This window comes from Roseofilum reptotaenium CS-1145 (assembly GCF_028330985.1).
Taxonomy (GTDB): Bacteria; Cyanobacteriota; Cyanobacteriia; order Cyanobacteriales; family Desertifilaceae; genus Roseofilum; species Roseofilum reptotaenium.
Map to the genome: position 1 here is coordinate 32997 of NZ_JAQMUE010000004.1, position 26556 is coordinate 59552.

20 protein-coding genes are annotated in these 26556 nt (G+C 44.3%); 12 read left to right on the forward strand and 8 right to left on the reverse strand.

Annotated features, from left to right (window positions below; genetic code table 11):
• The first annotated feature begins 119 nt into the window (after window positions 1-119).
• Window positions 120-1598, forward strand: coding sequence for an FAD-dependent thymidylate synthase (thyX, locus tag PN466_RS00495; RefSeq protein WP_271936073.1), 1479 nt, complete (start codon window positions 120-122; stop codon window positions 1596-1598).
• Here the strand turns inward: thyX and PN466_RS00500 are convergent.
• The gene (locus PN466_RS00500) at window positions 1587-2216 is read right to left on the reverse strand and encodes a LysE family translocator (protein WP_271936074.1); all 630 of its coding nucleotides are present in this window, start codon (window positions 2214-2216) and stop codon (window positions 1587-1589) included. The genes thyX and PN466_RS00500 overlap by 12 nt on opposite strands.
• A gap of 151 nt (window positions 2217-2367) precedes the next feature.
• Here PN466_RS00500 and PN466_RS00505 point away from each other — a divergent pair, with 151 nt between their 5' ends.
• A complete protein-coding gene (locus tag PN466_RS00505) occupies window positions 2368-2829 on the forward strand; it encodes an Lrp/AsnC family transcriptional regulator (protein WP_271936075.1) in 462 nt (153 codons plus the stop codon).
• A 1-nt stretch (window position 2830) separates the two neighbouring features.
• Here the strand turns inward: PN466_RS00505 and PN466_RS25815 are convergent, their stop codons facing one another.
• The gene (locus tag PN466_RS25815) at window positions 2831-4720 is read right to left on the reverse strand and encodes a response regulator (RefSeq protein WP_271936076.1); all 1890 of its coding nucleotides are present in this window, start codon (window positions 4718-4720) and stop codon (window positions 2831-2833) included.
• A 25-nt stretch (window positions 4721-4745) separates the two neighbouring features.
• Window positions 4746-6719, reverse strand: a complete 1974-nt coding sequence (locus tag PN466_RS00515) for a response regulator (RefSeq protein ID WP_271936077.1) — start codon at window positions 6717-6719, stop codon at window positions 4746-4748.
• Window positions 6720-6928: 209 nt separating this feature from the next.
• Between PN466_RS00515 and PN466_RS00520 the strand changes: the two genes are divergently transcribed.
• Window positions 6929-12169: a response regulator gene (locus PN466_RS00520; RefSeq protein WP_271936078.1), complete on the forward strand. Its 5241-nt coding sequence runs from the start codon at window positions 6929-6931 to the stop codon at window positions 12167-12169.
• Window positions 12170-12189: 20 nt separating this feature from the next.
• On the opposite strand, the gene PN466_RS00525 is transcribed toward PN466_RS00520, so the two are convergent.
• The 5 genes from PN466_RS00525 to PN466_RS00545 form a co-directional block, all read right to left on the reverse strand.
• On the reverse strand, window positions 12190-13368 hold the full coding sequence (locus PN466_RS00525) for an FtsW/RodA/SpoVE family cell cycle protein (protein ID WP_271936081.1): 1179 nt from the start codon (window positions 13366-13368) through the stop codon (window positions 12190-12192).
• 258 nt (window positions 13369-13626) lie between these two features.
• Complete coding sequence (locus PN466_RS00530; protein WP_271936083.1) at window positions 13627-13830, reverse strand: phycobilisome linker polypeptide; 204 nt, start codon at window positions 13828-13830, stop codon at window positions 13627-13629.
• Window positions 13831-14076: 246 nt separating this feature from the next.
• A complete protein-coding gene (gene apcB / locus PN466_RS00535; RefSeq protein ID WP_271936085.1) occupies window positions 14077-14562 on the reverse strand; it encodes an allophycocyanin subunit beta in 486 nt (161 codons plus the stop codon).
• Between the two features lie 85 nt (window positions 14563-14647).
• Window positions 14648-15133: an allophycocyanin subunit alpha gene (gene apcA, locus PN466_RS00540; RefSeq protein WP_271936087.1), complete on the reverse strand. Its 486-nt coding sequence runs from the start codon at window positions 15131-15133 to the stop codon at window positions 14648-14650.
• 484 nt (window positions 15134-15617) lie between these two features.
• On the reverse strand, window positions 15618-18290 hold the full coding sequence (locus tag PN466_RS00545; protein WP_271936088.1) for a phycobilisome rod-core linker polypeptide: 2673 nt from the start codon (window positions 18288-18290) through the stop codon (window positions 15618-15620).
• A gap of 381 nt (window positions 18291-18671) precedes the next feature.
• Between PN466_RS00545 and PN466_RS00550 the strand changes: the two genes are divergently transcribed.
• From PN466_RS00550 to PN466_RS00590, 9 genes are all read left to right on the forward strand, one after another.
• A complete protein-coding gene (locus PN466_RS00550) occupies window positions 18672-19880 on the forward strand; it encodes a class I SAM-dependent methyltransferase (protein WP_271936090.1) in 1209 nt (402 codons plus the stop codon).
• A 250-nt stretch (window positions 19881-20130) separates the two neighbouring features.
• Entirely contained in the window at window positions 20131-20565 is a 435-nt protein-coding gene (locus tag PN466_RS00555) for an ATP synthase subunit I (protein ID WP_271936092.1), read from the forward strand.
• A 98-nt stretch (window positions 20566-20663) separates the two neighbouring features.
• A complete protein-coding gene (atpB, locus tag PN466_RS00560) occupies window positions 20664-21419 on the forward strand; it encodes a F0F1 ATP synthase subunit A (RefSeq protein ID WP_278002930.1) in 756 nt (251 codons plus the stop codon).
• 128 nt (window positions 21420-21547) lie between these two features.
• Window positions 21548-21793, forward strand: a complete 246-nt coding sequence (gene atpE / locus PN466_RS00565) for an ATP synthase F0 subunit C (protein ID WP_271936094.1) — start codon at window positions 21548-21550, stop codon at window positions 21791-21793.
• Between the two features lie 201 nt (window positions 21794-21994).
• Window positions 21995-22474 (forward strand): F0F1 ATP synthase subunit B', encoded by a 480-nt coding sequence (locus PN466_RS00570; protein WP_271936095.1) that lies wholly within the window; start codon window positions 21995-21997, stop codon window positions 22472-22474.
• Between the two features lie 122 nt (window positions 22475-22596).
• Entirely contained in the window at window positions 22597-23139 is a 543-nt protein-coding gene (locus PN466_RS00575) for a F0F1 ATP synthase subunit B (protein WP_278002931.1), read from the forward strand.
• The gene (gene atpH, locus PN466_RS00580) at window positions 23139-23687 is read left to right on the forward strand and encodes an ATP synthase F1 subunit delta (protein WP_271936096.1); all 549 of its coding nucleotides are present in this window, start codon (window positions 23139-23141) and stop codon (window positions 23685-23687) included. Before PN466_RS00575 ends, atpH begins: the two co-directional genes overlap by 1 nt.
• 84 nt (window positions 23688-23771) lie before the next feature.
• Entirely contained in the window at window positions 23772-25289 is a 1518-nt protein-coding gene (gene atpA, locus PN466_RS00585) for a F0F1 ATP synthase subunit alpha (RefSeq protein WP_271936098.1), read from the forward strand.
• Window positions 25290-25353: 64 nt separating this feature from the next.
• A complete protein-coding gene (locus PN466_RS00590; protein ID WP_271936099.1) occupies window positions 25354-26307 on the forward strand; it encodes a F0F1 ATP synthase subunit gamma in 954 nt (317 codons plus the stop codon).
• The last annotated feature ends 249 nt before the right edge of the window (window positions 26308-26556 follow it).

Here is a 26556-nt window from a genome sequence, read left to right on the forward strand (position 1 = left end):
CTGGCCTGTACCTTTTCTTTATGAAGCTGCCCTTAACAAGGGGCACCATCCCCTTGCCTATCAAGGATTGATGAGTTGCAATATCAAAGAAAAAAGGGCTTAATCTAACCTTTTCAATCATGGATAAATTTAGAGTTGAAGTCATTGCTAAAACCCCCAATCCCCAGCAAGTCATCTATGCGGCGATGCATCAAGATTATAGTGAAAATCTAGTCTACGATGAGCGAGAAAAGTGGCCAAACGAATTGAAAGCCGGGAAACTGATTGTCAAACATTTATTATCAGGCGGTCGCGGACATTATGGCCCCTTAGAGCATCCTCAAATCATTTTAAACTGTGGTTATTTTCCCCACAGTGTTATGCAACAGGTACGGACTCATCGGGTAGGAATTTCGTTCGATGTACAATGTCTAGCTGCCAATACGGAAGTCACCTTTGTCAATTGTAATGGTGAAAGCAGCAAAAAGCTGAGAAAAACCATCGGAGAATTATATGACCTCTGGCACAATGGTGAAAAAGCAATTCGTTCAAGACAAATTAGGGGTCGAAAAGGTGAACCCCCTGGAGAATATCGCCGTGATTGTAAAAAGAGACTCCAGAAGATGCGGTTACGAGTCTTAAACGAGGACACTGGTTTGTTTGAAGTTGGACATATTGAACAAGTTATCTGTCAAGGGATTCAACCGGTTTATCGGATAACTTTAGAAACTGGAAAAACACTCGATTGTACCATCAATCATCGTCTATTCACTTCAGGAGGTTGGCAAACTATGGGTGAAGCAGTGGGATTAGTGACTGGAAAGGATGGTCATGTGATTAACATGACTAAAGACGCTGCGGTGATGTGTAATGGAATCCCGGTCACTGGCAATCGCTTGTATCGGGAAAAAGCTGGGATGGAAGAGAAAATTACCGCCGGTTTTTCTACGAATTATCAAACGAATTCTTCAGGGAATACAGCGCAAAGTGCTGTTATGAAATATAGTGTTGCATCCTCAAAACCATGTACCACAACCCTATTCCCTAGCGCGAAGCGCTATAAACTTAAAGCTCATCCCGTCAAAATTGTCAAAGTGGAGTATTTAGGCGAGCAAATGACCTATGATTTAGAAGTCGCGGGAAACTGGCATAACTTTGTGGCTAATGGTCTCGTGGTTCATAACTCTAACCGCTATACCGGTGCGAGAATTATACAAGCGGCTGAAGGTTTAAGACCGATTGAAGAGGTGTTTTACCTGCGGCCGGTGGGGGAATATAGCAATCGTCAAGGTAAGCATTATACTTATACCGAAGAACAGCGACAATCGGATTTAGAGTGGTGTTTGCAAGCGGCAAAACGATATCAGCAGATGGTGGAGAGCGGCATATCGGAAGAACACGCACGGGGGATTATTCCGTTTGATGTGCGTCAGCATTTTGTAGTTTCTTTGAATGGGCGATCGCTGATGCATTTGTTAGACTTAAGATATAAGCTAGATGCTCAACTCGAATGCCAAAAACTCTGCGAACATATTTTTCCCCATTTCCAAAGTTGGATGCCTGAAATTGCTGAATGGTATGAGAAAAATCGGTTGAAAAAGGCGAAATTATCCCCCTGATGAGAATCTGATACTCCAGAGAGCAATTAAGCCAAATCCGGATAAAATGACTCCAGAAATACGGTTAATCCAGCGCAAGCGATGAGGGGTAATTTTATTGTTCATGAAGCCAATGCCGGTAACGAGGACGAACCACCATAGGGCTGACCCAGAAAATACACTTAGGACGAGGATAAGAGCTAACCCATAGTGTCCGTTAGTATTTCCAGCTCCGAATCCGGCAAAGATAGCAGCAAAGGAGAGAATAGTTAAGGGATTGGTTAAGGTTAGAAAGAGGGTGGAAATATAGGCCCGCCATAGGTTTTTGCCGTCAATTTTAGCTTCTTCTTTACTGGGAGATGAGCGAAAGGTTTGGATGCCTAAATAACAGAGAAAAAATCCACCAATGAGGCGTAATGTGATTTGATGTTCGATGAAAAGATTGGAGATGAAAGTTAATCCAAATCCGGCAATACAGCCGTAGAAACCATCGGCAGTGGCTGCGCCTAAACCGGAGACTAATCCGGCGATTCTGCCTTGGCTTAAGGTGCGACGGATGCATAAAATGCCAATGGGGCCAACGGGTGCGGCTATGGATAAACCGATGATTAATCCTTTGAGAATGACTGAAAGTTCCATGGGGAATTATAGTGCTAGGAAATAGGGAATGGGGAATAGGGAATGGGTTTCTCCTACTCTGTTTTAGAATAGCTAAGTATAAAGCATAATTGAATAGGAATTTGAAGGAAAATGAAGAAATTTTTGGAGAATTATGAGGTAAAATAGACTAATGACTTTTGATTCTGAAAAGCTGCTCGATCGAACAGGATGGCGGATTCTGGAGATCTTGCAAGAGGAGGCAAGAATATCATTGGCGGAGCTAGGGAGAAAGGTGGGGTTGTCTGCTCCAGCGATCGCCGAACGGGTAAAACGAATGGAAGAAGCGGGTATCATTACGGGATATCAAGCCCAGGTCAACCCGGAAAAAGTGGGCTATGCTATTGCTGCTATTATTGCCCTCACCACGACTCCTCAGAAGTATCCGCAGATCTTAACCTTGATTGAAACGTTGCCAGAAGTGCGATCGTGTCACCATGTCACGGGTAACTTCTCTTTCTTTATGGAAGTGACGGTCTCTTCAATGGGACACTTAGAGGAGATAATCAATCAACTGAGTGAGTTTGGACAAACTTCGACTTCTATTATTCTTTCGTCACCACTTCCGAGACGAGGCATTATGGATCGTCACTAGGTTAGGGCGATCGCTGCAAATAATCGTGGGTTACTTGCATAATAATATCTAAGCGAAAGTTATCAAATAAAGCAGTCAGGGCTTCAGATAGGGCTGGGTGAGTCGGGGCAATTGATTTGATCAAAAATTCAACTTTTTCTTCATTCACTTCTCTTGCAGTAGAATAGAGAGTCTGTACCCAGGTTGGTGACATTTGAGTAAACTGTTCTCCCCAGAAGCGATCGCTGCGTAACCGATGTTTTTTAAGCTTCCTTCTAGATTTTGGCATCGCTTCATAAATGTAAGAAGCCTCTAAATAACGAGATAAACTATTAAAAATCACCTGACTTTTAAAGGGTTTACAAATAAAATTATCGGAACCAGCCTGTATAATTTCTGTACGCCTTTCTTCAAAAGCGCTAGCAGTTAAGGCAATAATCACTGTTGATTTTAGACCCTGCTGCTGTTCTTGCTCCCGAATAATACGAGTCGCTTCTAAGCCATCGACTACAGGCATCCGAGTATCCATGAAAATCAAGTCAGGTTTACAACTCTCCCAAAGAGCGATCGCTTCTTGACCATTCGTCCCTTCAATCACTTCAAAACCCACAGGGGAAAGTAACTTAACCAGCAGCTTGCGATTTTCTGGGGTATCATCAACAACTAAAACACGGTACATCTTTTGATCGGGAGTTAACTCTACGACTTGGCGAGTATCCCTTTCCCTGAAATTAGGTAAAGATTGATGGCCTAATTTCAGGGGAATATCAAACACAAATACTGTTCCTTTTCCTACTTCACTGCTAACGGAAATTTCTCCTCCCATTAAACGGACAAATTTATCAGTAATCGACAAACCCAAACCAGTTCCTTGAGCAGAACTTATCCCGGTTGACGTTTGGACAAAAGCCTTAAATAAATCCTGTTGTTCTTCCTGTATTATCCCTGGGCCTGTATCACTCACTTTGAATTCAATATTCCCATGATGACCCCTGTTCTGTTGTAGCGTTACACTTAGTTTCACCTGACCGAGTTCTGTGAATTTAATGGCATTGCCGATCAAATTAATCAAGCAACTCCGAAGCTTTTGTTCATCTGATTTGATGTATTGTGGCACTTGGGGGTCAACATTAAATTCTAGATGGATATTTTTAGATTCTGCTTTGATTTCAAACAAATCCTCTAAGCCATCTAATAAATAGTAGATATCCAAGTCTTTTTCATTTAAATGAATAATTCCCGCTTCAATTTTTGATAAATCAAGGATATCATCAATTAAATCTAATAAATGTTCGCCGCTTCGATTAATAATTTCTAAATATTCTCGCTGTTCATCATTAGTTTGGTAATCCCGAAGCATCACTTGAGTAAACCCTAAAATAGAGTTTAAAGGCGTTCTGAGTTCATGGCTCATATTCGCTAAAAATTGACTTTTCGCCTTAGACGCTGCTGCGGCCTCTTCTTCAGCTTTCTTACGTTCTTGAATTTCCTGTTGCAGAGTTTTGTTTTGCGCTTCTAGCTGGTTTTGCAATCGTCGAATCGTTAATTGGTGTTCAATGCGGGCTAAAACCTCTTCCACCTGAAACGGCTTAGTAATATAATCTACCCCTCCAACTTGGAACGCCCTGACTTTATCTAAAACTTCATCTAACGCACTGAGGAAGACAATGGGAATATTCTGAGTCTGTTCGTCTTTTTTTAGCTCCTGACAAATTTCATAACCATTCATATCCGGTAATTTAATATCTAAAAGGATTAAATCCAGATTTCCCGCTCGCGAAGCTCTGAGAGCCATTTCTCCTTTCACAGCTCCCTTAACTTTATATCCAGCCTCAGATAAAGTTTTAGATAATACCTGGAGATTTTCCAGTTGATCGTCAACAATTAAAATATTCCCTTTGTAAGTATCCACAGTTTTTACAAACTAGCTCCTCATCTTAATCAAGAATATCAATATCGCTCTCTTCAATCAAACTTAGGATTTGATCGCAGCGAAAGGTTTTTACTAAATCAGTTAGGGCGTTAGCTAAAGCAAAATGCTGCTCAGGAATTTGCTCAATCAACTGTAAAAGCCGATCATCATCAATGGCATCTGCTGCCTGATATAATGTCTTTAGCCACTGATTGGGCATAACCTTGAGGCTATGGGCTGTGAGAATAAATGGGGATAGAGAAGTAGTGATTAATTTTTCCCTTGGCTGTTCTAAATGATAATCATAAATATAACGTACATCTAGATATTGGGCAATCTTTTCAAAGATTAGAGTTTCTGTAAAGGGTTTCCGTACACAATCATTACACCCTACCCTGACTACCCGATCGAGTTCGTCCTCTAAAATACTTGCAGTTAAGGCAATAATGATAGGGGATTGATCGGTTGCTGGTGTATTCGCTCTAATATGCTCAGTTACTTGATCTCCATTCATCACTGGCATCCGGATGTCCATCCAAATTAAGTGAGGTTTCCAACTTTCCCAAATGGCGATCGCCTCTCGTCCATTTTCTGCCATTTTTACTTCAAAACCGATCGGTTCTAAAATTTGTAACAAAAGTTGCCGATTTTCCCACTGATCGTCCACAATCAAAATTCGGTACACAGACTGTTCTGGTGCTAAACCCACTACTCGACGACTGCCACTGCTCGGGACGACTTCATTTGCATCAACCGTACAGACTTCAATCGTAAACTGAAATTTACTCCCATAACCCACTTGACTTTTAAGGGTGATTGTACCGTTCATTAACCGAACAAAATTTTGGGCAATCGTCAAGCCTAAACCCGTTCCTTCTTGAGACACTTTTCCCGTTTCACTTTGCACAAATGCCTCAAATAGCTTTTGCCGATCTTCTGGAGCTATTCCAGGGCCAGTATCTTCTACTTCCACTTGCAGAGCCACTTTTTTTGAGGCACTCAATTCTTCATTTTCGATGGCTAAAACACGAAGGAAAACTTGCCCTTTTTGAGTGAATTTAATTCCATTATTGAGTAAATTAATCAAAACCTGACGCAATTTGACTTGGTCTGCACAAATGTAGTTTGGAACTTCTCGACCAATAACAAAAATTAATTCTATATTTTTTTGCTCTGCTTTGAGCTTAAACATATCCTCTAGATCATGAATTAGACTCCTAAAATCAAAACAGCCTTCGTCTAGAGTGACTCTTCCCGATTCGATTTTAGACAAATCCAAAACATTATTAATCAAAGTTAATAAATGTTGACCGCTCCGATTCATAATCCGAACATTCTCTTGATGTTCCGCTGGTAAAATAGGAGAACGACCCATTAATTGGCAAAAGCCCAAAATTACATTCAAAGGGGATCTCAGCTCATGACTCATATTAGCTAAAAACTCACTTTTAGCCCGATTTGCTAATTCTGCGGCTTGTTTTGCCAGTTCCAATTCTTGTGTTCTTTGATAAACTTTTTTCTCCAAGTCCTGATTCAGTTCCCTGAGTTCTGTATTGATCAGTTGTAAGGTTTGATTTTGCTGGGCTAATTTTTGATCTTGGTCATAACTGCGTAATGCCTCAATGACCGTCAACTTCAGATCTTCCTCATCCCAAGGTTTGGCAATATATCGATATAACTTAGCATAATTAACCACTCGTCCCACAACATCAGCACTGGCTTGACCTGTTAATAAGATTTTCAATGTTTTTGGAGATAAATCATGGATTCTAATTAATAACTCATCGCCCGACATTTCCGGCATCATATGATCGGAAATAATTAAAGCAATATCCATTTGATCCAACAAACAATCTTCAGCAATTTCTAGAGCTTCCATTCCGCTTTCAGCTTGCTCAATAAAATAACCGTATGTCAACCATGCTTTCAGTTGTCGCTTTAAGCTATCTAAAATAATGGGGTTATCATCGACACAGAGGATAACTCGATTAGAAGTCATAAATTTAGCACTCGATGGATTTTTAAAAACAACAAAACTTCTGAACGTCTATAGGGGGATTCTTATTTTGTCTTCTAAGATCAACTGAATTTATGGCAAAAATATCCATAGAGACTTACAATAGAGGGCAATCACAGATATGTTATGAATCAAAAATAACTTTAGATTCACAATCGTTCTGTTTCTGTCTCTCAAGCCAAGTTCCCATTTTGCATTCATTGTCTGATCGATCGCTGATGATTAAGCAGGAACCCATCTCAGTTAAACCCAATATCCTTGTGGTTGATGATATCCCAGCCAACTTGCATTTGTTTGCTAAGATGCTCTCTCAAGAGGGCTATAAGGTGCGATCGGCAGTCACAGGTGCATTGGCAATATCGGGTGCTAAAGCAATGCCTCCTGACTTGATTTTACTTGACATTCTAATGCCAGAACTTAATGGTTATCAAGTTTGCTCCTTGCTAAAAGCCGATCCCTTAACCCAAGATATCCCGATTATTTTTATTAGTGCCCTAGGAGAAGAAATCGATAAGGTGAGGGCCTTTGAAGTCGGAGCGGTTGATTATGTGACTAAACCCTTCCTAAAGTCTGAGGTGCTTGCCCGGATTGACTATCATGTCAGAGCCTCTCAAACCCAACAAAAACTGCTCACTCAGAATTTACGTCTACAAGAAGAAATTGAATATCGTCATTTGATGGAAGCAAAACTGGAGCGCTTTAGCTTTCATCTGAAACAGATACACCGTTTAGATACATCCCATTATCGCACGATTGAAGCTTTGTTTCGGGATTATCTGCAAACGGGATGCTCTATTTTAGGATGTTCGGTTGGCTTGATTGGTCACATAGAAGAGGATCTGTATGTGATTGATGCTGTGGAATCCACCCTGGACGGTATCAGTCGATGCTCGAAACTCGACTTTCAAGATACTTATTTAGATTGGGTAATTCGCAGGCAACAAACCATAACCCATGAACAACCCGATCGGGGGTCTAGACAACGGAAACCCCTCCATTTGGGGAACTACACGTTGGAATCGTTTATTGGTACACCCATTTGGGTACAGGATGAACTTTATGGTGTTTTGGTGTTTGGGTCAACTCATGATGCCCTAAATACATTAGATACTCAAGCTCAAGAAATTCTAGAGCTGATGGCTCAAGGGTTAGGCAAGTGGATTGGGATTCGACAAACGGCTCTGAAACGGCAACAGGCAGAAGAGGAGACTCAATTATTACTTAAGGTGACTCAAGCGATTAGCCGATCGCCGGATTTTGAGAGTGCCCTTCAATCTGCCCTAGAACATCTCTGTGAAGCCAGCGGTTGGAGCTACGGTGAAGCTTGGCTACCGAGTGATGATGGTCGCAGTTTAACCCTCAGTCCAGCCTGGTACTGCCATAAACAGGAACCGCCAGAAGTATTGGGTCATTTAGAACGGTTTCGCTTGGTGTGTCAAGGCCAAACTTGGAGGAGTGGAACCGGTTTGCTGGGGAAAGTTTGGGTAACGGGAAAGGCACAATATGTGCCGGATGTGCCAGAGAAATCGCCGGAAATTTGTCAACACGAGAATTTAGCTGCTCTGTGTCATATCCAGCAAGGGTTGTGGATTCCCATTTTCTCCGTCTCAGCAGAGCAACAGCAAGAAAAGGTCGTTGCGGTGTTGGTGCTATTTCTGTCGGGAATCTCCACCTTAGATTTTCACCATCAATCCCATCAATTATTGGCCTTTGCTTCGGCGATCGCCTCCCAACTTGGAACTGTAATCGGCCAAAAACAGATTGAAGCCGAGCAAAGAGCTATGCTCATGGCTATGGATGATGTAGTCATGGTGTATAACCAGGAAGGGATTTGTCTGAAATTCATGACCAATAATCCCTTATTTCTCCAGAAACCGCCAGAAAGTAAATTATATAAAAGCTTGTATGACTGTTTACCCGAAGCCCAAGCAGATGCCCACTTAACGGCTATCCGACAGGCGATCGCCACCCGAGAAACCCAAACCCTTCAATATCACCTCATGATTGGCGATCAACGGATTTGGTTGTCCGCTAAAATTTCCCCCTTATCTCACCAAACCGCCCTGTTAGTCGTTCGAGATATTACCCCTCTAGAAACCATAAGCACCGCCCTTCAACACAGTGAAGCCCGGTTTCGAGCCATTTTTGAACAAGCCGGTATTGGCATATATATTACCACTTTAGAGGGGCAGATTTTACAAACCAATGCTGCCTTTGAATCATTCCTCAACTATACCTCACAAGACCTTCAACACCTTCAGATTAAAGATATTATTCATCCCGATGACTATCAAAATGACCCCAACTTTCAAAATTTATTACTCGGTAGAATTCAATCCTATCAAGTCGAAAAACGCTATATTCACCAAAATGGGGAGATCAGATGGGGAAGACTGACGGTTTCATCGATTCAAGATAAAGATGAAATCCAATTTATTTTTGGCATGGTAGAAGATATCACAGAAACCCATAAAATAGAATGGGCACTCAAAGAGAGTGAACGGCGATATCGAGAACTGATTGAAGTCCAAAAAGATGTTTTGATTTGCCGCTGGAAACCCAACACAGAACTCACTTTTGTCAATCAATACTTTTGCCATTTTTTCAATCATAATGCTGAAGACTTAATCGGTAAAAAACTTAACTCATGGTTGGTTGATGCCCAGTCAGTTGAAGAAGTTGAAGAGAATATTCTCGAACTCTTAACTACTCTAAATCCCAAAAGTTGGGAATATAAGTATTGCTCAGGGACAGGAGAACATCGATGGTTAAGGTGGACCAATCAACCCATTGTCGATCATTGGGGAACTTTAGTTGATATTCAAGCCTTTGGTGTTGATATCACAGCTCACAAGCAACGGGAGTTAGGGTTAAAGTTGATTGCCGAAGGTATTGCTTCTGCTACTGGAAATGAATTTTTTAATAGTTGTACTCAATATTTAGCCAATCTTTTACAAGTCAAATACGCTTTACTGGCCAAAGTCTCCGATCCCAAACTTCGCAAAGTCAATATTTTAGCATTTTGGAATTCTACAGAAGTAGAGAAAATTGATGACTTTGAAACTCTAGATGCCCCTTGCGATCAAATTTTATCCGGAGAATCAGTTTACTATCGAGATAAATTACAAGAAAAATTTGGAAATCATCCACTAATTTCCCGACTAAAAGCCAAAAGCTATTTGGGTTTACCCTTAAGAAATACTCACCAAGAAATTATTGGTTATCTGGCGATATTAGATACAAAAGCATTGGAAATAGATGCCCAAAGGCAAGTCATTCTAGAGATATTCTCAGCCCGAGCAGAAGCAGAACTAGAACGCAAGATTTCTGAAGATAAATTAGAGAAAATAGCCCAGAAAGAACGGTCTATTGCTAAAATACTCGCACAGATGCAACCCCTATTAGATCTCGATCAAATATTAAAATCCACTACCCATGAAATCCGAAATTTATTTAACAGCGATCGAGTTGCTTTTTATAAATTAAACCCAGATTGGAGTGGTCAATTCATTGCCGATTCCGTGGCTTCAGAATGGACTTCTATCATTGATATAAGAGATCGGAGTTCTGGTTCTTCCGAATTAATCAATGATGAAAGCTGTGCCGTTAAATTCTGGATCGATACTCCAAGTCAATACCCTCATCCTTTGAGACTGATTGGGTTAGATATCCCGCCTTATCCTCACTATCAATACCTATCTATAACAGATATTTATCAAGCAGGGTTTCAAGTTGAGTATCTGAAGTTTCTCGAAAAAATACAAGCTAGATCTTATCTTATTATTCCCTTATTTTCCTCTCAAAAGCTCTGGGGATTATTAGGGATTTATCAAAATAAACATCCTCGTCAATGGCAAGAAGATGAAATTCAAGTAGCCATGTATATTGCCCACCAGATTAGTCTGGGAATTCAACAGTTGCAATTAGTGGATCAAATTCAGACCAAATCGGAAGAACTAAAAATTGCTAAAGATCATGCTGATGCTTCTAATCGAGCGAAAAGCTCTTTCTTAGCAAAAATGAGTCATGAATTCCGGACTCCTCTCAATGCAATTTTAGGATTTGCACAAGTTATGGGACGTGATGGATCGTTATCTTCTATTCAGCAAGAACAACTCAAAATAATTAATCAAAGTGGCGAACATCTCCTTAACTTGATCAATGATGTCCTACAAATGTCTAAAATAGAGTCGGGAAAAATCTCCTTGAATTATACTCATTTTGATTTACTAAAAAGTGTAGAGAAGCTCAAGAATATATTACAGCTTAAAGCTCGTCTTAAAGGGCTAGAACTGAACATAAAAGTTGAAGATAGCGTCTCTCAATATATTTATGGAGACGAAAAGAAATTAGGACAAGTCCTTCTAAATTTGGTAGATAATGGCATTAAATTTACGCACCAAGGTTCAGTTACCCTAGAGGTCATGCTATCGGATACATTAGCAAGCGATCCCAATCAACATAATCTCCGGTTTAGTGTGGCTGATACGGGGATCGGTATTGCTCCTGAAAATATCGAAGTTTTGTTTAAACCGTTTGTCCAAAGTAAGGGATTAACTCTGATTTCTGATTCTGGGCATAACGATCAAGAAGGAACAGGGTTAGGATTAGCGATCAGTCAACACTTTGTTGAATTAATGGGAGGTCAATTAAAGGTAAACTCGACTGTGGGAATAGGGAGTACCTTCTTTTTTGAGATTCCCTTGCAGCTAGGACAAGCTGAATCTATTATTTCTATTCGTCCTCTACAAGCGATCATTGGGTTAGCTCCAGATCAACCGGTTCATCGCATCTTAGTTGTTGATGATGAACAGGATCAGTGCTTATTGATGTTGCATTTATTAAGTCATGTGGGCTTTGAAGTGCGGACTGCCCAAAATGGTAAAGAAGCGATCGCCATTTGGCAAAGTTGGCAACCCCATCTGATCCTCATGGATATGCGGATGCCTGTCCTCAATGGCTTAGATGCGACTCATCAGATTAAGGCGACTATCCAAGGTCAAGCTACGGTGGTGATGGCACTTACCGCTCATGCCTTTCAGGACGATCGAGAACAGGTTTTAGCGGCTGGATGTGATGATTTTATTAGCAAACCCTTTCAGGGAGATATGCTATTAGAGAAAATTGCTCATCATTTAGGCGTTCGGTATCTGTATGAAACCTGTTCCCTAGAGTCAACGGTTGAACCCATGGACACTAAACTGACTTCACCGACGATCGCCTCAATTGGGGATTTACCGTGGCCAACCTTATCATCGGAGAGCTTATGGGCCCTTCATCAACATGCGATTGAAGCCGATCATGAATCTATTCTCGATCTCACCAGTGAAATTCAAGATGTACAAATTTCCCAGTGGTTAATGACACGGGTCAATAACTTTGAGTTTGAACGGATTTGTGAGGCGATCGCTCCCTTTCTCACCTCTAAATAATACCTTCGCCAAAATTAATCTTATTTTAGCTGGGTCTGTTTCTTACGGCGATCGTCCAGAGACACCACCTGCGCTTGACGACTCTCTCTAGCCACTCGTACCAATAACCCCGCAGATAACAGACTGGCAATCATCGAATTTCCCCCATAACTAAACATTGGTAAGGGTAAACCAGTGGTGGGTAAGGCTCCAGTCGCCACTCCAATATTAATCAAGGATTGTCCCACTAGCAGAAAAGTCGCACCGATCGCAATTAAACGATGAAACTTATCCGTACATTTGAGCGCCACCACCAACCCTAGGGTGGCATACACCCCTAGCATCAGTAACAACAGCAGACTGCCGACAAAGCCAAATTCCTCAGCATAGACTGCAAAAATAAAATCCGTGTACTGAATGGGTAAATAGAACCATTTTTGTTGAGAGAGTCCTAACCCACTTCCCCAAAACCCTCCTGAGCCGATCGCCATCAAACTTTGAGTTAATTGATAACCATTCTCCATCGGATCGGCCCAAGGATCTAAAAACGTCATAATCCGCTGCCGTTGATACTCATTCATGCTCAAGCTCAACATCCCCAAACCCAATCCTACTCCCCCAGTTGTCAGCAAGGAGCGATAGGGTAAACCCGAAGCCACGGCGATCGCAAACAACGTCATCCCACAAAACGTCGCCGTACTCAGATTCGGTTGCAGTAAAATCCCCACCAACACAGCCCCAAAAATTGCCAACCATCGCCAGCGAATCGCCGGTTTCAACGACGGCCATAAACCAAACACTTGCGCCCCTTGCAGAACCAAAAATGGCTTAATTAACTCCGATGGTTGTATCGGAAACGCCCCCACAGACAACCAACGAGTGGCCCCATTAATCGTTATTCCCAATCCAGGAATAACCGTCACCCCAATCAATCCCAGAAACAGCAGTAGAAACCATTGGGCAACTCTCATCAACGATTTCAACGGCGTATGAACCATGAAATTAAACCCCACACAGCCCAAAACCGCCCAAGCCATCTGCCGCTTTACATAATAAAACCCATCCCCATAGTAGCTATTCGCCAGAGGATAGGATGCAGAAAACAGAATCACCAACCCAACCGATAACCAAAGGAATGTTAACCACCGCAATAGTCTGGCTTCTATTGCCCATTCCTTCACCGAGGGGTCAATCAAAAGAATTAACTGTTGGAACTTCAAGGACTGTTTTTATAGCGCTTCGTGTTGGGGAACAGAGAACCGGGAAGAGGGAATAGCTTGGGAGTACAGGCACAAATGAAAATTAGACCCGACTCCACAGGTAGAGGAAGCTACTGTATCCACCCAATTCTCCCTGGACTCTAACAAACAACAAAGCAAAAGTAAAGCTTTAACCCTTACTTTTGCTTTGTTAGAAAACTCTTGTGCAGGTTTTGTCAACAGGGAAAACCCTCATCCGGAGCGCAACTGATACAGAATTTAGATCAAACCAGCGTTGGTTCCCACTTTACCCGTAGCTAACTCCACTTTGAGGATTTTGCCACCCATTTTCATAATTCGCTGTTGTTCACGAAACCAATTATCATAAGGAACCAACTTCGTGAAGTAGGTATTTTGGAGTTCTCGTTGCGTCCGAATTCTGCTTAAACTGGGCACACAAGCCGTTACCTTAAACATCCGCATGGGCTAATCTCTCCTAATTGTGATTCAAAAATACAGAAAAAATGGTATTAAAACCTTTTTACTTTACCCTCCAAAGTCTGGGAGTCAAGAGCCAATTCTAGACCATTGCGATCGGCTGGCTATAATCACCGAGACAAACCCTTTCCATAGATTAGGCTTGTAACGGTCTAGGACTTACCCTAGACTTCCCAGACTCCACGTCTGAAGGGAGTTGATAAAGTACCACCTTCAGTTGAAGCACTTAGCCTAGCTTAAGCCAGAGCAGATGTAATCGAAGTAAACGCCCATTTCTTTACCAGCGTCAACACCAACTAAGCTAGCCGTAACATCTTTCATAGATTGGATAGCTTGAACTGTGGAACCAATGGGAACACCCAAGGAGTTGTAGGTTTCTTTCAAACCATTGAGAACCCGCTCATCTAAGATAGAAGGATCTCCAGCCAACATTGCATAGGTGGCATAACGCAGGTAGTAATCCAAATCACGGATACAAGCAGCGTAGCGACGGGTGGTGTACATATTACCACCAGGACGAGTGGTATCAGAGTACAGCAGAGACTTAGCAACTGCTTCTTTTACAATGGTAGAAGCATTAGCACTAATTGCCGTAGCTGCACGAACCCGCAGCTCACCTGTTTGGAAGTAGCCTTTGAGCTTGTCTAGAGCGGAAGTATCAAGGTACTTACCTTGAACGTCAGAAGAATTGATAACAGCAGTAATTGCGTCTTGCATGGTTGTGTTCTTGATGAAGTTACTTAAAATGGTCAGTTGTAGTTAATGCTCAAAACCTGAGCCTTGGCTAAAACTTGGGTGAAGTCTAGGTCAGACCACCTTTGACATAATCGAAGTAAGAACCGGCTTCATTTGCATCTTCACCTGACATCAGGGAAGTTGCGACAGCTTTCATGCAACTAACACTTTCAGCCACTGCATCTATGGAAGTGCCCAGAGATTTGTACATCTCTTTTGCACCAACCAAACCGATTTCTTCGATGGGGGTGACATCACCAGCCACGATTCCATAGGTAATTAGACGCAGGTAGTAGTCCATGTCCCGCAGGCAGGTTGCGGTCATTTCATCGCCATAAGCATTTCCACCAGGAGAAACCACATCCGGGCGTTTTTGGAAGAGTTGGTCACCAGCTTCCTTAACAATGCGCTCGCGGGAGTCAGTGAGGATTTGGGCAATCCGTAAACGTTGCTCACCAGATGTTACAAAAGCTTTGATCCGATCCAGTTCGCCTGGGCTGAGATAACGAGCTTCAGCATCAGCATTCACGATGGACTTCGTGACGATACTCATGTTGTGGAGTCCTCCAAAATAGAAATTGTCACCAATTGGGTCTTATATAGATGGCTTGCGCCAAAGGGTCTGAGTCTAATTGTGTTGCAACTTCGGTTATGAACTTGCTTTTTTTAAGAGACCTTGGCATAGCTCAAGGAAATTAGCTTAAAAACACAGAGTTTGACTCAGCGATCGCCGGACATTAACCTCTGATATAGCTCATTGGTTTTATATCCGTCCGAACTCATTGTCAGGCATGGAGTTCACATCCTAAATCACTTCTTAATATTTTTTAACATTTACCCTCATTTTGACCCCTTCTCTAATCTGGTTAGCATAGGTATTTAAGACCATTCAACTATGCTTCGATCGGTTGTTACAAAGCTTCACGATTTTTCCCATAAACCATAAAGTCCATCAGGGATTGAGCCTTAACTCTTCCCCAATGGACACCCCTCTCACCCTCTAAGGGATGGAGTTCAAATTTCAACCTTGATGGTCGTTAGACCGGTTCAAAGCTAGGAATCACAATCTCCTTACTTTGCTTCGTCAACTGGTTATAAAGTTTCTCCGTATTCGGGAAGTTAGCCGCAGGAAGCGTATTGTACCGACAATAGGGAACCACATCTTCACCAAAGGCTTGTAGATATTCCATACTATTAACCATTGCCCCAATAAAGGCACGAATACCCTCACTAGACAAAATCTGGTTATACTTACGAATCTCCGCTTGATCTAAAGGCGCACGACCTAAGAAATGTTTGGTTCCCAGCTCAATCACCTTCGTATTCGGGAAAGGCGTATAGAACTCCTTGATATACAGATCAGAACAACCTAACCCTTCAATAAACTCCTTGACCGTGATCTCACCATTACCCAAACGACTCTCTAAACTAGAGAACTCATTGCTGACCACAAACGGTGCTACATCGCGCTCAAAGACTTGACGATAAGCGGCACCAATCAAGATCTTCACGGCTGGAACATCTGTCAAATTAGTCAACTTAAAGACCTTACGTTGTTCCCGTTGTTTGCGAACCCCTTGAGTAATCCGCTCTTGTACTTCGATTTCACCTCGTGGTGAAGTGACCGCGCCTAGTTCAATAAAGCGTGGAGTCTCTTCTGGTTTAACCAGTTGACCCATATCTTCACGCAGGGTACCTACCCGCATCGAGCGTAAGGACAACCCGGCTGGAGTCAAATACCGCTCATAAGGAACGGTATCTTCTCCGAAGGACTCAGCATACTCAACGGAATCAATAATTGCATCTACCAGAGCATAAAAACCCTTCTTAGAACACAAATCAAAATACTGATTCATTTCCGGACGGCCATAGGTCGGACGACCCAACAACCGACGGTGGATATACTCAATCGCCTTCACCACATACAGAGAACTCCAGTACAGATTACGGAAAACATCTGACTTAGCCAGCGCTTTTATAAATTCCCGAACTGTAATCTCTCCATTTTCCAGGCGAGTCTCCATCGCCTTCAGGCGTTGACCGTCATAAACATCCCGGCCAAAGACCTGTAAATAACAGGCGCGAATTACCGCTTGAGTGGAAGTTTCCGAGAACTTGATATTAGTTCCCGCTTTTTTACTCACCGTTGCCGGGACTTGATCCAACTTAAAGACCTTCGCCCCTAAACTACCGGGTGCTTTACCCCGTGCTCCTGGAGCTGAAATCTGACTCTCAATCCCTGCGCCTCGATGAATCAACAAACGGCGCGTATCCTTACCAAAGGGTGCAGGACTATTACTGGGATTGCGGGTTTCTTTCGGGAAAATCGCTCCAAACTGAATTTCCAGAGGATCATTCCCAGAACCATACACATGCTGATCCGGTAAGGGACCGTTGTAGGCCGCAAAGGTGGTAATAAATTGGGGTACTTTGCGGAAGGGGGCACTGTACTTAAACAGATCCTGTTGGGGCCCCCAGTTGCGGCACTCTTGGGCTTCTTGTCCTAAACCGCGCAAGTAAGGAACCGTCTCTTCTGCGAAGTAATCGGCGTATTCTTGGGAATCGACTAAAGCACCCACTAAAGTAGGGAGTCCCCCATCAGAAACAATGGAGAAATACTTTTGGAACTCTTCGCGACTCGACAGACCTCGACCGAGAATATGACGGAAGGCTAGTTCTACAACCCGACTATTGACAAACGGTTCATAGAACTGCTGGCGATAGAGAGGACTCAGACATAAACGACGTACAAACTCCTTCATGGAGATATCGCCATTTTTCACCTGAGATTCTAGATAAGAAATGGATTGGGAATAGGCACGAGTAATATCTCGTTCAAAGATTTGCCGATAGGCTGCCTTGACCACTTCCTGTTTTTCGGAAGAGGACAAGCCGGGCTTCATGACAAATTTTTGCCGATTCTCAGACGCATTGAAATAGATTTGAGGGAGTGTGAGTCCTTGTTGATCTAAGGTCTGGCGTTGACGGATTTTGTTTGACGGTGTGGAAGCTTTGAATTCCGCAATCACTACGTCAAAGTATTGTCCAACGATATCACTGGCTTCTGCGTCATTTTTAACATATGCTAAAGCGCCAGCTCGCATTTCCTGTAGGGCTACGAGGGTTGCAGCCGTAGAACAAGCGCCTTCAATAATTTCTCTGAGTCCTCGGACATTGACGGAGAGAATATTGGGGTCTCCAGCAACGATTGCATAAGTGATATAACGCAGGAACCAACTTAAATCCCGTAGGGATTTGGTCATATTTGCCGGCCCATAACGGGAAACGTTAATGGGACGGAATCCTGGAGGGACGGGGCCGGCGCTGGCACCGCTAAATAAAGACCCAAATCCAGAAAAGAGTCCACCACCGGATTTGCTTTCTACAAAGGTTTCTGTGCCTTGCGTGCGTTGACCTGCTCCAACGAGCATGGGTTCGGGATCGGCAGGCTTTTCCAGGAAAGCCATGGGAGAGCCACCGGTAAAGATCCGATTGGCTGCTCGTGAAACAATCAGTTCAGAATTTTTGGTGAGGACTTCGGCGATCGCCAACCGTTTGAGACCCGACTCGAAATAGGTTGAAAGTTCACCGAGTTCAGTCCGTCCTAAGAAACGGTCTTGCTGTTCAGCAACAGAAATTGTTGAAACAGCTACCGTTTGATACAGTTGCGGACGAGCAACGGAGCTTCCACCACTTGCCTTGATAGTCATGCGCTCTTCTTCGCTCCCTTTGGATGTTTACAGCAATTGCATTAATGCGTTAAACAGCTTTTGGCTATCCATGGCCAGTCCATTGGACCGATCCTTGAATAGCTATTGGTGTTTGATCTTAAGAGTAGTCTGGGTTGACTCCCCTTGTTTATTAAAAAGCGTAACGATTCACCATCATAGGCGATCCCAGTCCCCTGACTGAGAAAAAAGATAAGTTTTGTTACGTTATCAACAACTTCTAACAGCTCTAGGAGTCATCTAATCCTCTCTCACCCCGCTCTAGCCGCTCTTATCCCCCCCCCTGATGAGCAAAAATTCTCATTATCCCTGTGGCCCAAATATTGGATAATCAGATCTGGCAGAAATCACACGCTCCTCACTATGTCCGAAGCTCAAGCTATTAGTAACGCCGTCGCGAAACTGTACGATACCTATCCCTTTCCTCCAGAACCCTTCCTTGATGAACCTCCTCCGGGATACAACTGGCGCTGGAATTGGCTGACGGCTTACCAGTTCTGTACGGGACGAAAACCCCCTCGCCAAGATATCCGTATTCTGGATGCTGGATGTGGCACAGGTGTGGGTACAGAATATTTGGTTCATCTTAATCCCCAAGCCTCTGTAGTGGGCATTGATTTGAGTGCTGGAGCGATCGCCGTGGCTCAGGAGCGTTGCCAGCGATCGGGGGCTGACCGAGTGGAATTTCATCACCTCAGTTTGTACGATGTGGCCCAATTACCGGGACAGTTTCAGCTCATCAACTGTGTGGGAGTCTTACACCACCTCCCCGATCCCATTCGTGGCATTCAATCCCTAGCTTGTAAGTTAGCGCCTGGGGGAATTCTCCATATTTTTGTTTACGCCCACTTGGGACGATTTGAAATTCAACTGATGCAACAGGCGATCGCTCTGCTGCAAGGAGAACATCGTGGAGATTACCAGGATGGCGTAAAAATTGGCCGCGATCTGTTTTCCGTATTACCAGAAGATAACCGCATCGTGCGGGAAGACAAACGGCGCTGGGCCTTGGAAAATCATCAAGATGAATGTTTTGCCGATATGTACGTTCATCCCCAAGAAATTGATTACACCATCGATACTCTGTTTGAATTAATCGATGCTTCCGGATTAGCCTTTGTCGGCTTTTCCAATCCCCAGTATTGGACGATTGAACGCCTGCTTGGGCAAGCACCCAAGCTGATGAAACGGGTAGAAAATCTAAGCGAACGCCAACGCTATCGCTTGATTGAACTGCTTGATCCAGAACTGACCCACTACGAATTCTTCCTTGCTCGTCCTCCCCTAGATCGCACCGACTGGTCTGCCGATCAAAGTCTGGCCGCAGCGATTCCTGAACCCAATCCTTGTCTCCATGGATGGCCCTCCCGAAGCCTTCTCAACCCGGACTATCAACCCGTTACCCTATCCGAGGAACAATTCCAACTGCTTCAAGCCTGTAATGGGCAACAAACCGTTGCGCAGATTCTGGGCGAAACCTCACACAACCTAGAGCAGATGCGATTTCTTCTAGAGCAAAACTTGATTCTTTTAACGCCCCCAATATCGGGAGATAACCCCACAAATCTTTGAGGATAATTCCCTATTTCCTCATGCCCTCAAAGGATTAACACTTTCTTCAGAAACTGATCCCTCTCCGTGATATGATTTCCAGGGAGTCTACGAACAGACCTCTCAGGGTCACCTGAAAGAACGTTTGGCTAGATCCTCTGTGGCTCTCCTGACGGAGAAAACTCCACAGAATCCTTTTCCCGCAAAGGAATATCCCTTTTTACGCGGTGATGGGAAAACGCAGACCAACAACTCAGGTTAACCAGTCGAAGTGAACACCTCCGACGAATCTCCAAACACGGAAACGCTAACAGCAGAAGACCTGCCCCAAACCCCTCTCCCCAGTGCCTCACCGGGCGCAATGGAAGAGTATTATCAACTGCAAACTCAATTGTATGGTTGGACATTGGGAATGACAGGAGTTGCCTTTGTGTCTGTCTGGTTCTTTTATTCCCTGGGGACCGCCCTCAGTTATCTGATCGGCTCCTGTGCGGGGATAGTTTACCTCAGACTGTTGGCTAAAAACGTAGAAGGACTCGGACGAGCAAAGCAACGTCTTGGCAATACCGGTTTAGCCATTTTCATTGGCGTGATGATTGTCGCCTTCCAATGGAAACAGCTAGAAATCGTGCCCATTTTTTTGGGATTTTTAACCTACAAAGCTGCGATCATCGCTTATGTTCTCAGGACCACCTTAACTCCATAATCAGCGAGCGATCGCCCCATGGATAATCGGTAAAATCCTGTAAAAAGGCAAGCCACTTCGATCGGTACCCTAACTCTGAACCCTCTTTAATAATGGATATGCTTAACTTCCTGGACGCTTATCATAGCCTCCCGTTCGCCGAGCTTGAAGTCGGTAAGCATCTCTATTGGGAAATCGGTAATCTCAAAATTCATGGGCAAGTCATGATCACCTCCTGGTTTGTGATTGGACTGCTTGTGATTGCCTCAATCGCCGCCACTCGAAACGTCCAAAGAGTACCCAGCGGAATGCAAAACTTCATGGAGTACGCTTTGGAATTTATTCGAGACCTGGCCAAAAATGCCATGGGTGAAAAAGAATATCGACCCTGGGTTCCCTTCGTCGGTACTTTATTTTTGTTCATCTTTGTGTCAAATTGGTCAGGGGCCTTAGTTCCCTGGAAAATCATCCATTTGCCAGAAGGTGAACTAGCTGCGCCAACCAGCGATATCAATACCACGGTCGCCCTAGCTCTTTTGACCTCCCTAGCGTATTTTTACGCCGGTCTCAAAAAGCTGGGCTTAGGATACTTTGCTCACTACGTTGAGCCAGTGCCCTTCATGCTCCCCTTCAAGGTAATTGAAGACTTCACTAAGCCTCTATCCCTGAGCTTCCGTCTATTTGGTAACATTCTGGCTGATGAACTGGTGGTTGGGGTGTTAGTATTACTGGTTCCCTTGTTTATTCCCTTACCTGTGATGGCATTGGGAATATTCTTAAGTGCCATTCAAGCCCTCATCTTTGCTACCTTGGCAGCCACCTACATTGGGGAAGCTCTAGAAGATCCCCATCATGGCGAAGAAGAACATAGTTAGCCGTCAAGGGACAAGGCTCATCCCCATCCCAACAGAGAGAGAAGCTCACTCTGCCGGTCTTCGGTCTCAAGCCGAAAGAAAAAATCCTATCAAGTGTACTCAATTTAAAAAAGGAGATTGAACCCATCATGGATTCACTAATTGCTGCTGCTTCCGTTATTGCTGCTGCCCTTGCTGTTGGTTTAGCTGCTATCGGCCCTGGAATTGGACAAGGAAACGCTGCTGGTCAAGCCGTAGAAGGTATTGCCCGTCAACCCGAAGCTGAAGGAAAAATCCGAGGCACTCTCCTGCTGAGTTTGGCATTCATGGAAGCGCTAACCATCTACGGTCTGGTTGTTGCCCTCGTACTCTTGTTTGCTAACCCCTTCTCGTAAGCGATCGCGCTGACGAACAGTAGAGATAGGAACGCTTTCTATCTCTACCCTAATCTAACGAAAGCCAATCGCCGAGATTGTCAGTTCCGTTACAGATTAGACCAAACTCCCTAGAAACTCTAGGGAAACCCTGCTCTGTTAACCAAGAACAGGATAATTGTAAAACCAGAGCAAATCGTTAAAAACTGGGGACGATCGCCAATGATCGATGGGACAATACTTCTTGCAGTAGAAGCAGCGGCTGAGGAAGCAGGAGGTCTTTTTGACCTAGATGCCACTTTACCTGTAATGGCTATCCAATTCCTTATCTTAGCAGCTCTACTGAATCAGATTTTTTATAAGCCTCTCGGCAGTGCTATAGATGAACGGAGCGACTATATCCGTTCTAATTTAACCGAAGCTCGCGAACGTTTAGCCAAAGCTGAACAGCTCGCGAATCAGTATGAAGAAGAACTCGCAGGCGCTCGTAAACACTCACAATCTGTGATTGCTCAAGCTCAAGCTGAAGCCGATAAAATTGCAGCTCAGAACATGGCTCAGGCCCAGCGAGAAGCTCAAGCCAAACGCGAACGAGCCACGCAAGAAATTGATCGACAAAAACAGGAAACCCTAGGCGTTTTAGAAGGACAGGTAGACCAACTCAGTCGCCAAATCCTCGATAAACTGCTCAAAACCTGTTGATCTCCTCCTGATTGGGAGGATCTTGCTGGTTAACCTTCGATACCCACATAACATTTCGGACTTCGTTTGTGTCCCAATCCTGGGTCGGAAACGAGGAAAACCTGTAGAAAAACTGCGCTCAAATGGACTTTCCTAGCATGGGTAATTTGTGGTTGCTGGCAACAGAAGCAACAAAAGGTGGATTCGGACTCAATTTTGATGTACTTGAGACGAACCTCATTAACCTCGGTATTATTATCGGAGTGCTGGTGTACTTCGGTCGCTCGGCAGTGGGTAAGACCCTAGCCGACCGGCGCGAAGCCATTGAAAACGCCATTAAAGATGCCGAAGAGCGACAACAAAAAGCGGCATCTGCGCTCAAAGAACAAGAACAAAATCTCGCTCAGGCTCAAGCTCAAGCGGAAAAAATCCGTCAACAGGCGGTAGAGCGAGCCGCATCGGTAAAAGCCACCATCTTGGCTAAATCGGATGAAGACATCCAAAGATTACAAGAAACAGCCGCCCAAGATCTAGAAGCTGAACAAACTCGAGTGATTGCTGAACTTAGGAAACGGGTGGTTGCTTTAGCGATGCAACGGGTGGAATCCCAAATTAGAGATGAATTAAATGACGATCTTCAGCATCAACTGATCGATCGCAGCATTGCTAGGGTAGGAGGAAACTAATGGCAAATAGTTCCATGATCGGTTCGATTGTAGAACCCTATGCCCAAGCGCTAATGTCCATCGCCCAAAATCATGACCTGACTGATAAGTTTGGTGATGATGTGCGTCTAATCTTAGAAATGTGGGAGAGCAGCGAACAACTCCGCTCGTTTTTAGGTAATCCTTTAGTGAACCCCGATGCGAAAAAAGGGGTTCTCAGACAAATTACACAAGAGGGAACGGATGCTTATGTTCAACGGTTCCTCTTCCTACTGGTTGATCGCGGACGCATCCAATTTTTAGATGGCGTTTGCCAAACCTACCTGGCCCTATTGCGGAAACTGAATCAAACCGTGTTGGCCCAGGTGACCTCAGCCGTAGAACTGAGGGACGAAGAACGCACAGCGATCGCCGAACGCACTCAAGCGATGACCAACGCTAGGCATGTAGAAATCGAAACTCGTATCGATCCAGACCTCATTGGTGGCGTAATCATCCAAGTGGGATCTCAAGTGATTGATGCCAGTCTGCGAGGCCAACTGCGGCGCATTGGTTTAGCTCTGGCCTAGGGTCTCCTCCCTGGAGACTTGAGCGTCCTAAAGCTCAAAATCTGAAGTACACACAGCACCTCTTATATCCCAAAATAGACGCATATGGTAGCTATCAGACCAGACGAAATTAGCAGTATTATCCAACAACAAATTGAACAGTACGACCAAGATGTAAAAGTCTCTGAAGTCGGTACAGTTCTTCAAGTGGGTGATGGTATTGCGCGGATTTATGGCTTAGACAACGCCATGGCCGCAGAACTTGTAGAATTTGAAGACGGAACCGTTGGTATTGTCCTCAACCTGGAAGAGGACAATGTAGGGGCGGTATTGATGGGTGATGGAACCAATATCCAAGAAGGTAGTTCCGTTCGTGCTACCGGCCGGATCGCCCAAGTCCCCGTCGGTGATGCCATGATTGGCCGGGTGGTGAATCCCCTGGGTGAAGCTATCGATGGGAAAGGCGACATCAATACTAGCGAAAGTCGGTTGATTGAATCTCCCGCTCCTGGAATTATTGCCCGTCAATCGGTTTGCGAACCCCTGCAAACCGGGATTACCGCAATTGATGCGATGATTCCCGTCGGTCGCGGCCAACGGGAGCTGATTATTGGCGATCGCCAAACCGGAAAAACAACCGTTGCTATTGATACGATTATCAATCAGAAGTCCGAGGATGTAGTCTGTGTTTATGTGGCGATCGGTCAAAAAGCTTCTACGGTAGCTCAAGTCGTTGCTACCCTGGAAGAAAAGGGAGCCATGGACTACACGATCGTGGTTGCCGCTAACGCCAGTGACCCCGCCACCCTACAATATATTGCTCCCTATACTGGAGCCAGTATGGCGGAATACTTCATGTACAAAGGCAAACATACTCTCGTAATCTACGATGACTTGAGTAAGCAAGCCCAAGCCTACCGTCAAATGTCCCTGCTCTTGCGTCGTCCTCCCGGTCGTGAAGCCTATCCTGGGGATGTCTTCTATCTCCACTCCCGTCTGCTCGAGCGGGCGGCTAAACTCAATAGCGAGCTGGGTAGCGGTAGTATGACGGCTCTACCGATTATTGAAACCCAAGCTGGGGACGTTTCGGCTTACATTCCGACCAACGTAATTTCGATTACCGATGGTCAAATCTTCTTATCGGCTGACCTATTCAACTCTGGCTTACGTCCAGCAATTAACGCCGGTATCTCCGTATCCCGTGTGGGATCGGCAGCTCAAACCAAAGCGATGAAAAAAGTGGCTGGGAAGCTGAAACTGGAATTGGCTCAGTATGATGACCTGCGAGCTTTTGCACAGTTTGCGTCTGACTTAGATAAGGCAACCCAAGACCAATTGGCACGGGGACAGCGCCTGCAAGAGTTACTCAAACAGCCCCAAAATTCACCGTTGAGTGTACCGGAACAGGTGGCTAGTGTATATGCAGGATTAAATGGATATCTTGATGATATTGCGGTAGAAAAAGTCGCAACGTTTGCCCAAGGATTGCGGGATTATTTGAAATCCAGCAAACCCAAGTTTGGCGAAGTGATTCAGAGTGAGAAGAAACTCACCGATGAAGCAGAAGGCTTGTTAAAAGAAGCGATCGCTGAATATAAGCAAACCTTCTTGGTGTCTGCCTAGTCTTCAGATAGTGGATAGTCGATCCCTATCCACTATTCCCTGTCCCTATCTCCTTGTCTTTCCTATGCCAAATCTTAAAGCGATCCGCGATCGCATCAAATCCGTTAAAAATACTCGCAAAATTACGGAAGCTATGCGTTTGGTGGCCGCAGCAAAAGTGCGTCGCGCCCAAGAACAAGTGTTAGCCACCCGTCCTTTTGCTGACCGTTTGGCTCAAGTTCTGTATCGTCTGCAAAGTCGTCTTCAGTTTGAAGATGTTGACCTCGAACTACTCAAAAATCGGGATGTAAAAACCGTTGGGTTAATTGTCTTTTCCGGCGATCGCGGTCTCTGTGGCGCATACAATGGTAACGTCATCCGTCGCGCTGAAATGCGAGCCAAAGAACTCGAACAAGAAGGCCTCAAATATGAATATGCCCTCTTAGGTCGCAAAGCTGGTCAATACTTCCAACGTCGGAATGTCCCCATTGCCACCACCCGCACAGATCTAGGACAAATACCAAGCGCTGAAGAAGCAGACGAAATTGTTGATACCATTCTCGGATGGTTCATCTCTGGTAAAGTAGACCGGGTAGAACTGATCTATACCAAATTCGTCTCCCTAATTAGCTCCAGACCCGTTATTCAAACCCTACTCCCCTTAACTCCCCAAGGGTTAGAAGTGGTTGATGATGAAGTCTTTCGCCTAACCACATCCAATGGTAGCTTCAATGTGGCTAGAGAAAAAGTGACTTCTTCTTCGTCTGAAGCGACTTTCCCCAGAGATATGATCTTTGAGCAAGATCCCGTGCAAATTCTGGAAGCTCTCCTACCCCTATTCATTAAAAACCAATTCCTACGCGCCCTGCAAGAATCAGCCGCTAGTGAATTAGCTGCTCGGATGACAGCGATGAGTAGTGCTTCGGATAACGCCAGTCAAATGATTAACACGCTTACCCTGTCCTATAACAAGGCTCGGCAAGCCGCCATTACCCAAGAACTCCTAGAAGTCGTCGGTGGAGCCGAAGCTCTCAACTAGGTTGAGCGCTACGCGCTAGTAATGGATAATTCGGTATATTTGTCAATCGGTGCGGCCTAATGGTATATAGGCTGTGCCGATATTTTTATGTCTTTAAGGATAAGGTAAGGTATATCGCTCTTCTGTTCTTCTGTCACTTTCGGAGATCGCGATCGCTGTATCCCCCTATAGCGAGAGACATTTGCAGATCTGATATCAAATCCAAAAGAGAATGCTACATATCAATCTACAATCCTAGTAGGGGCGAGC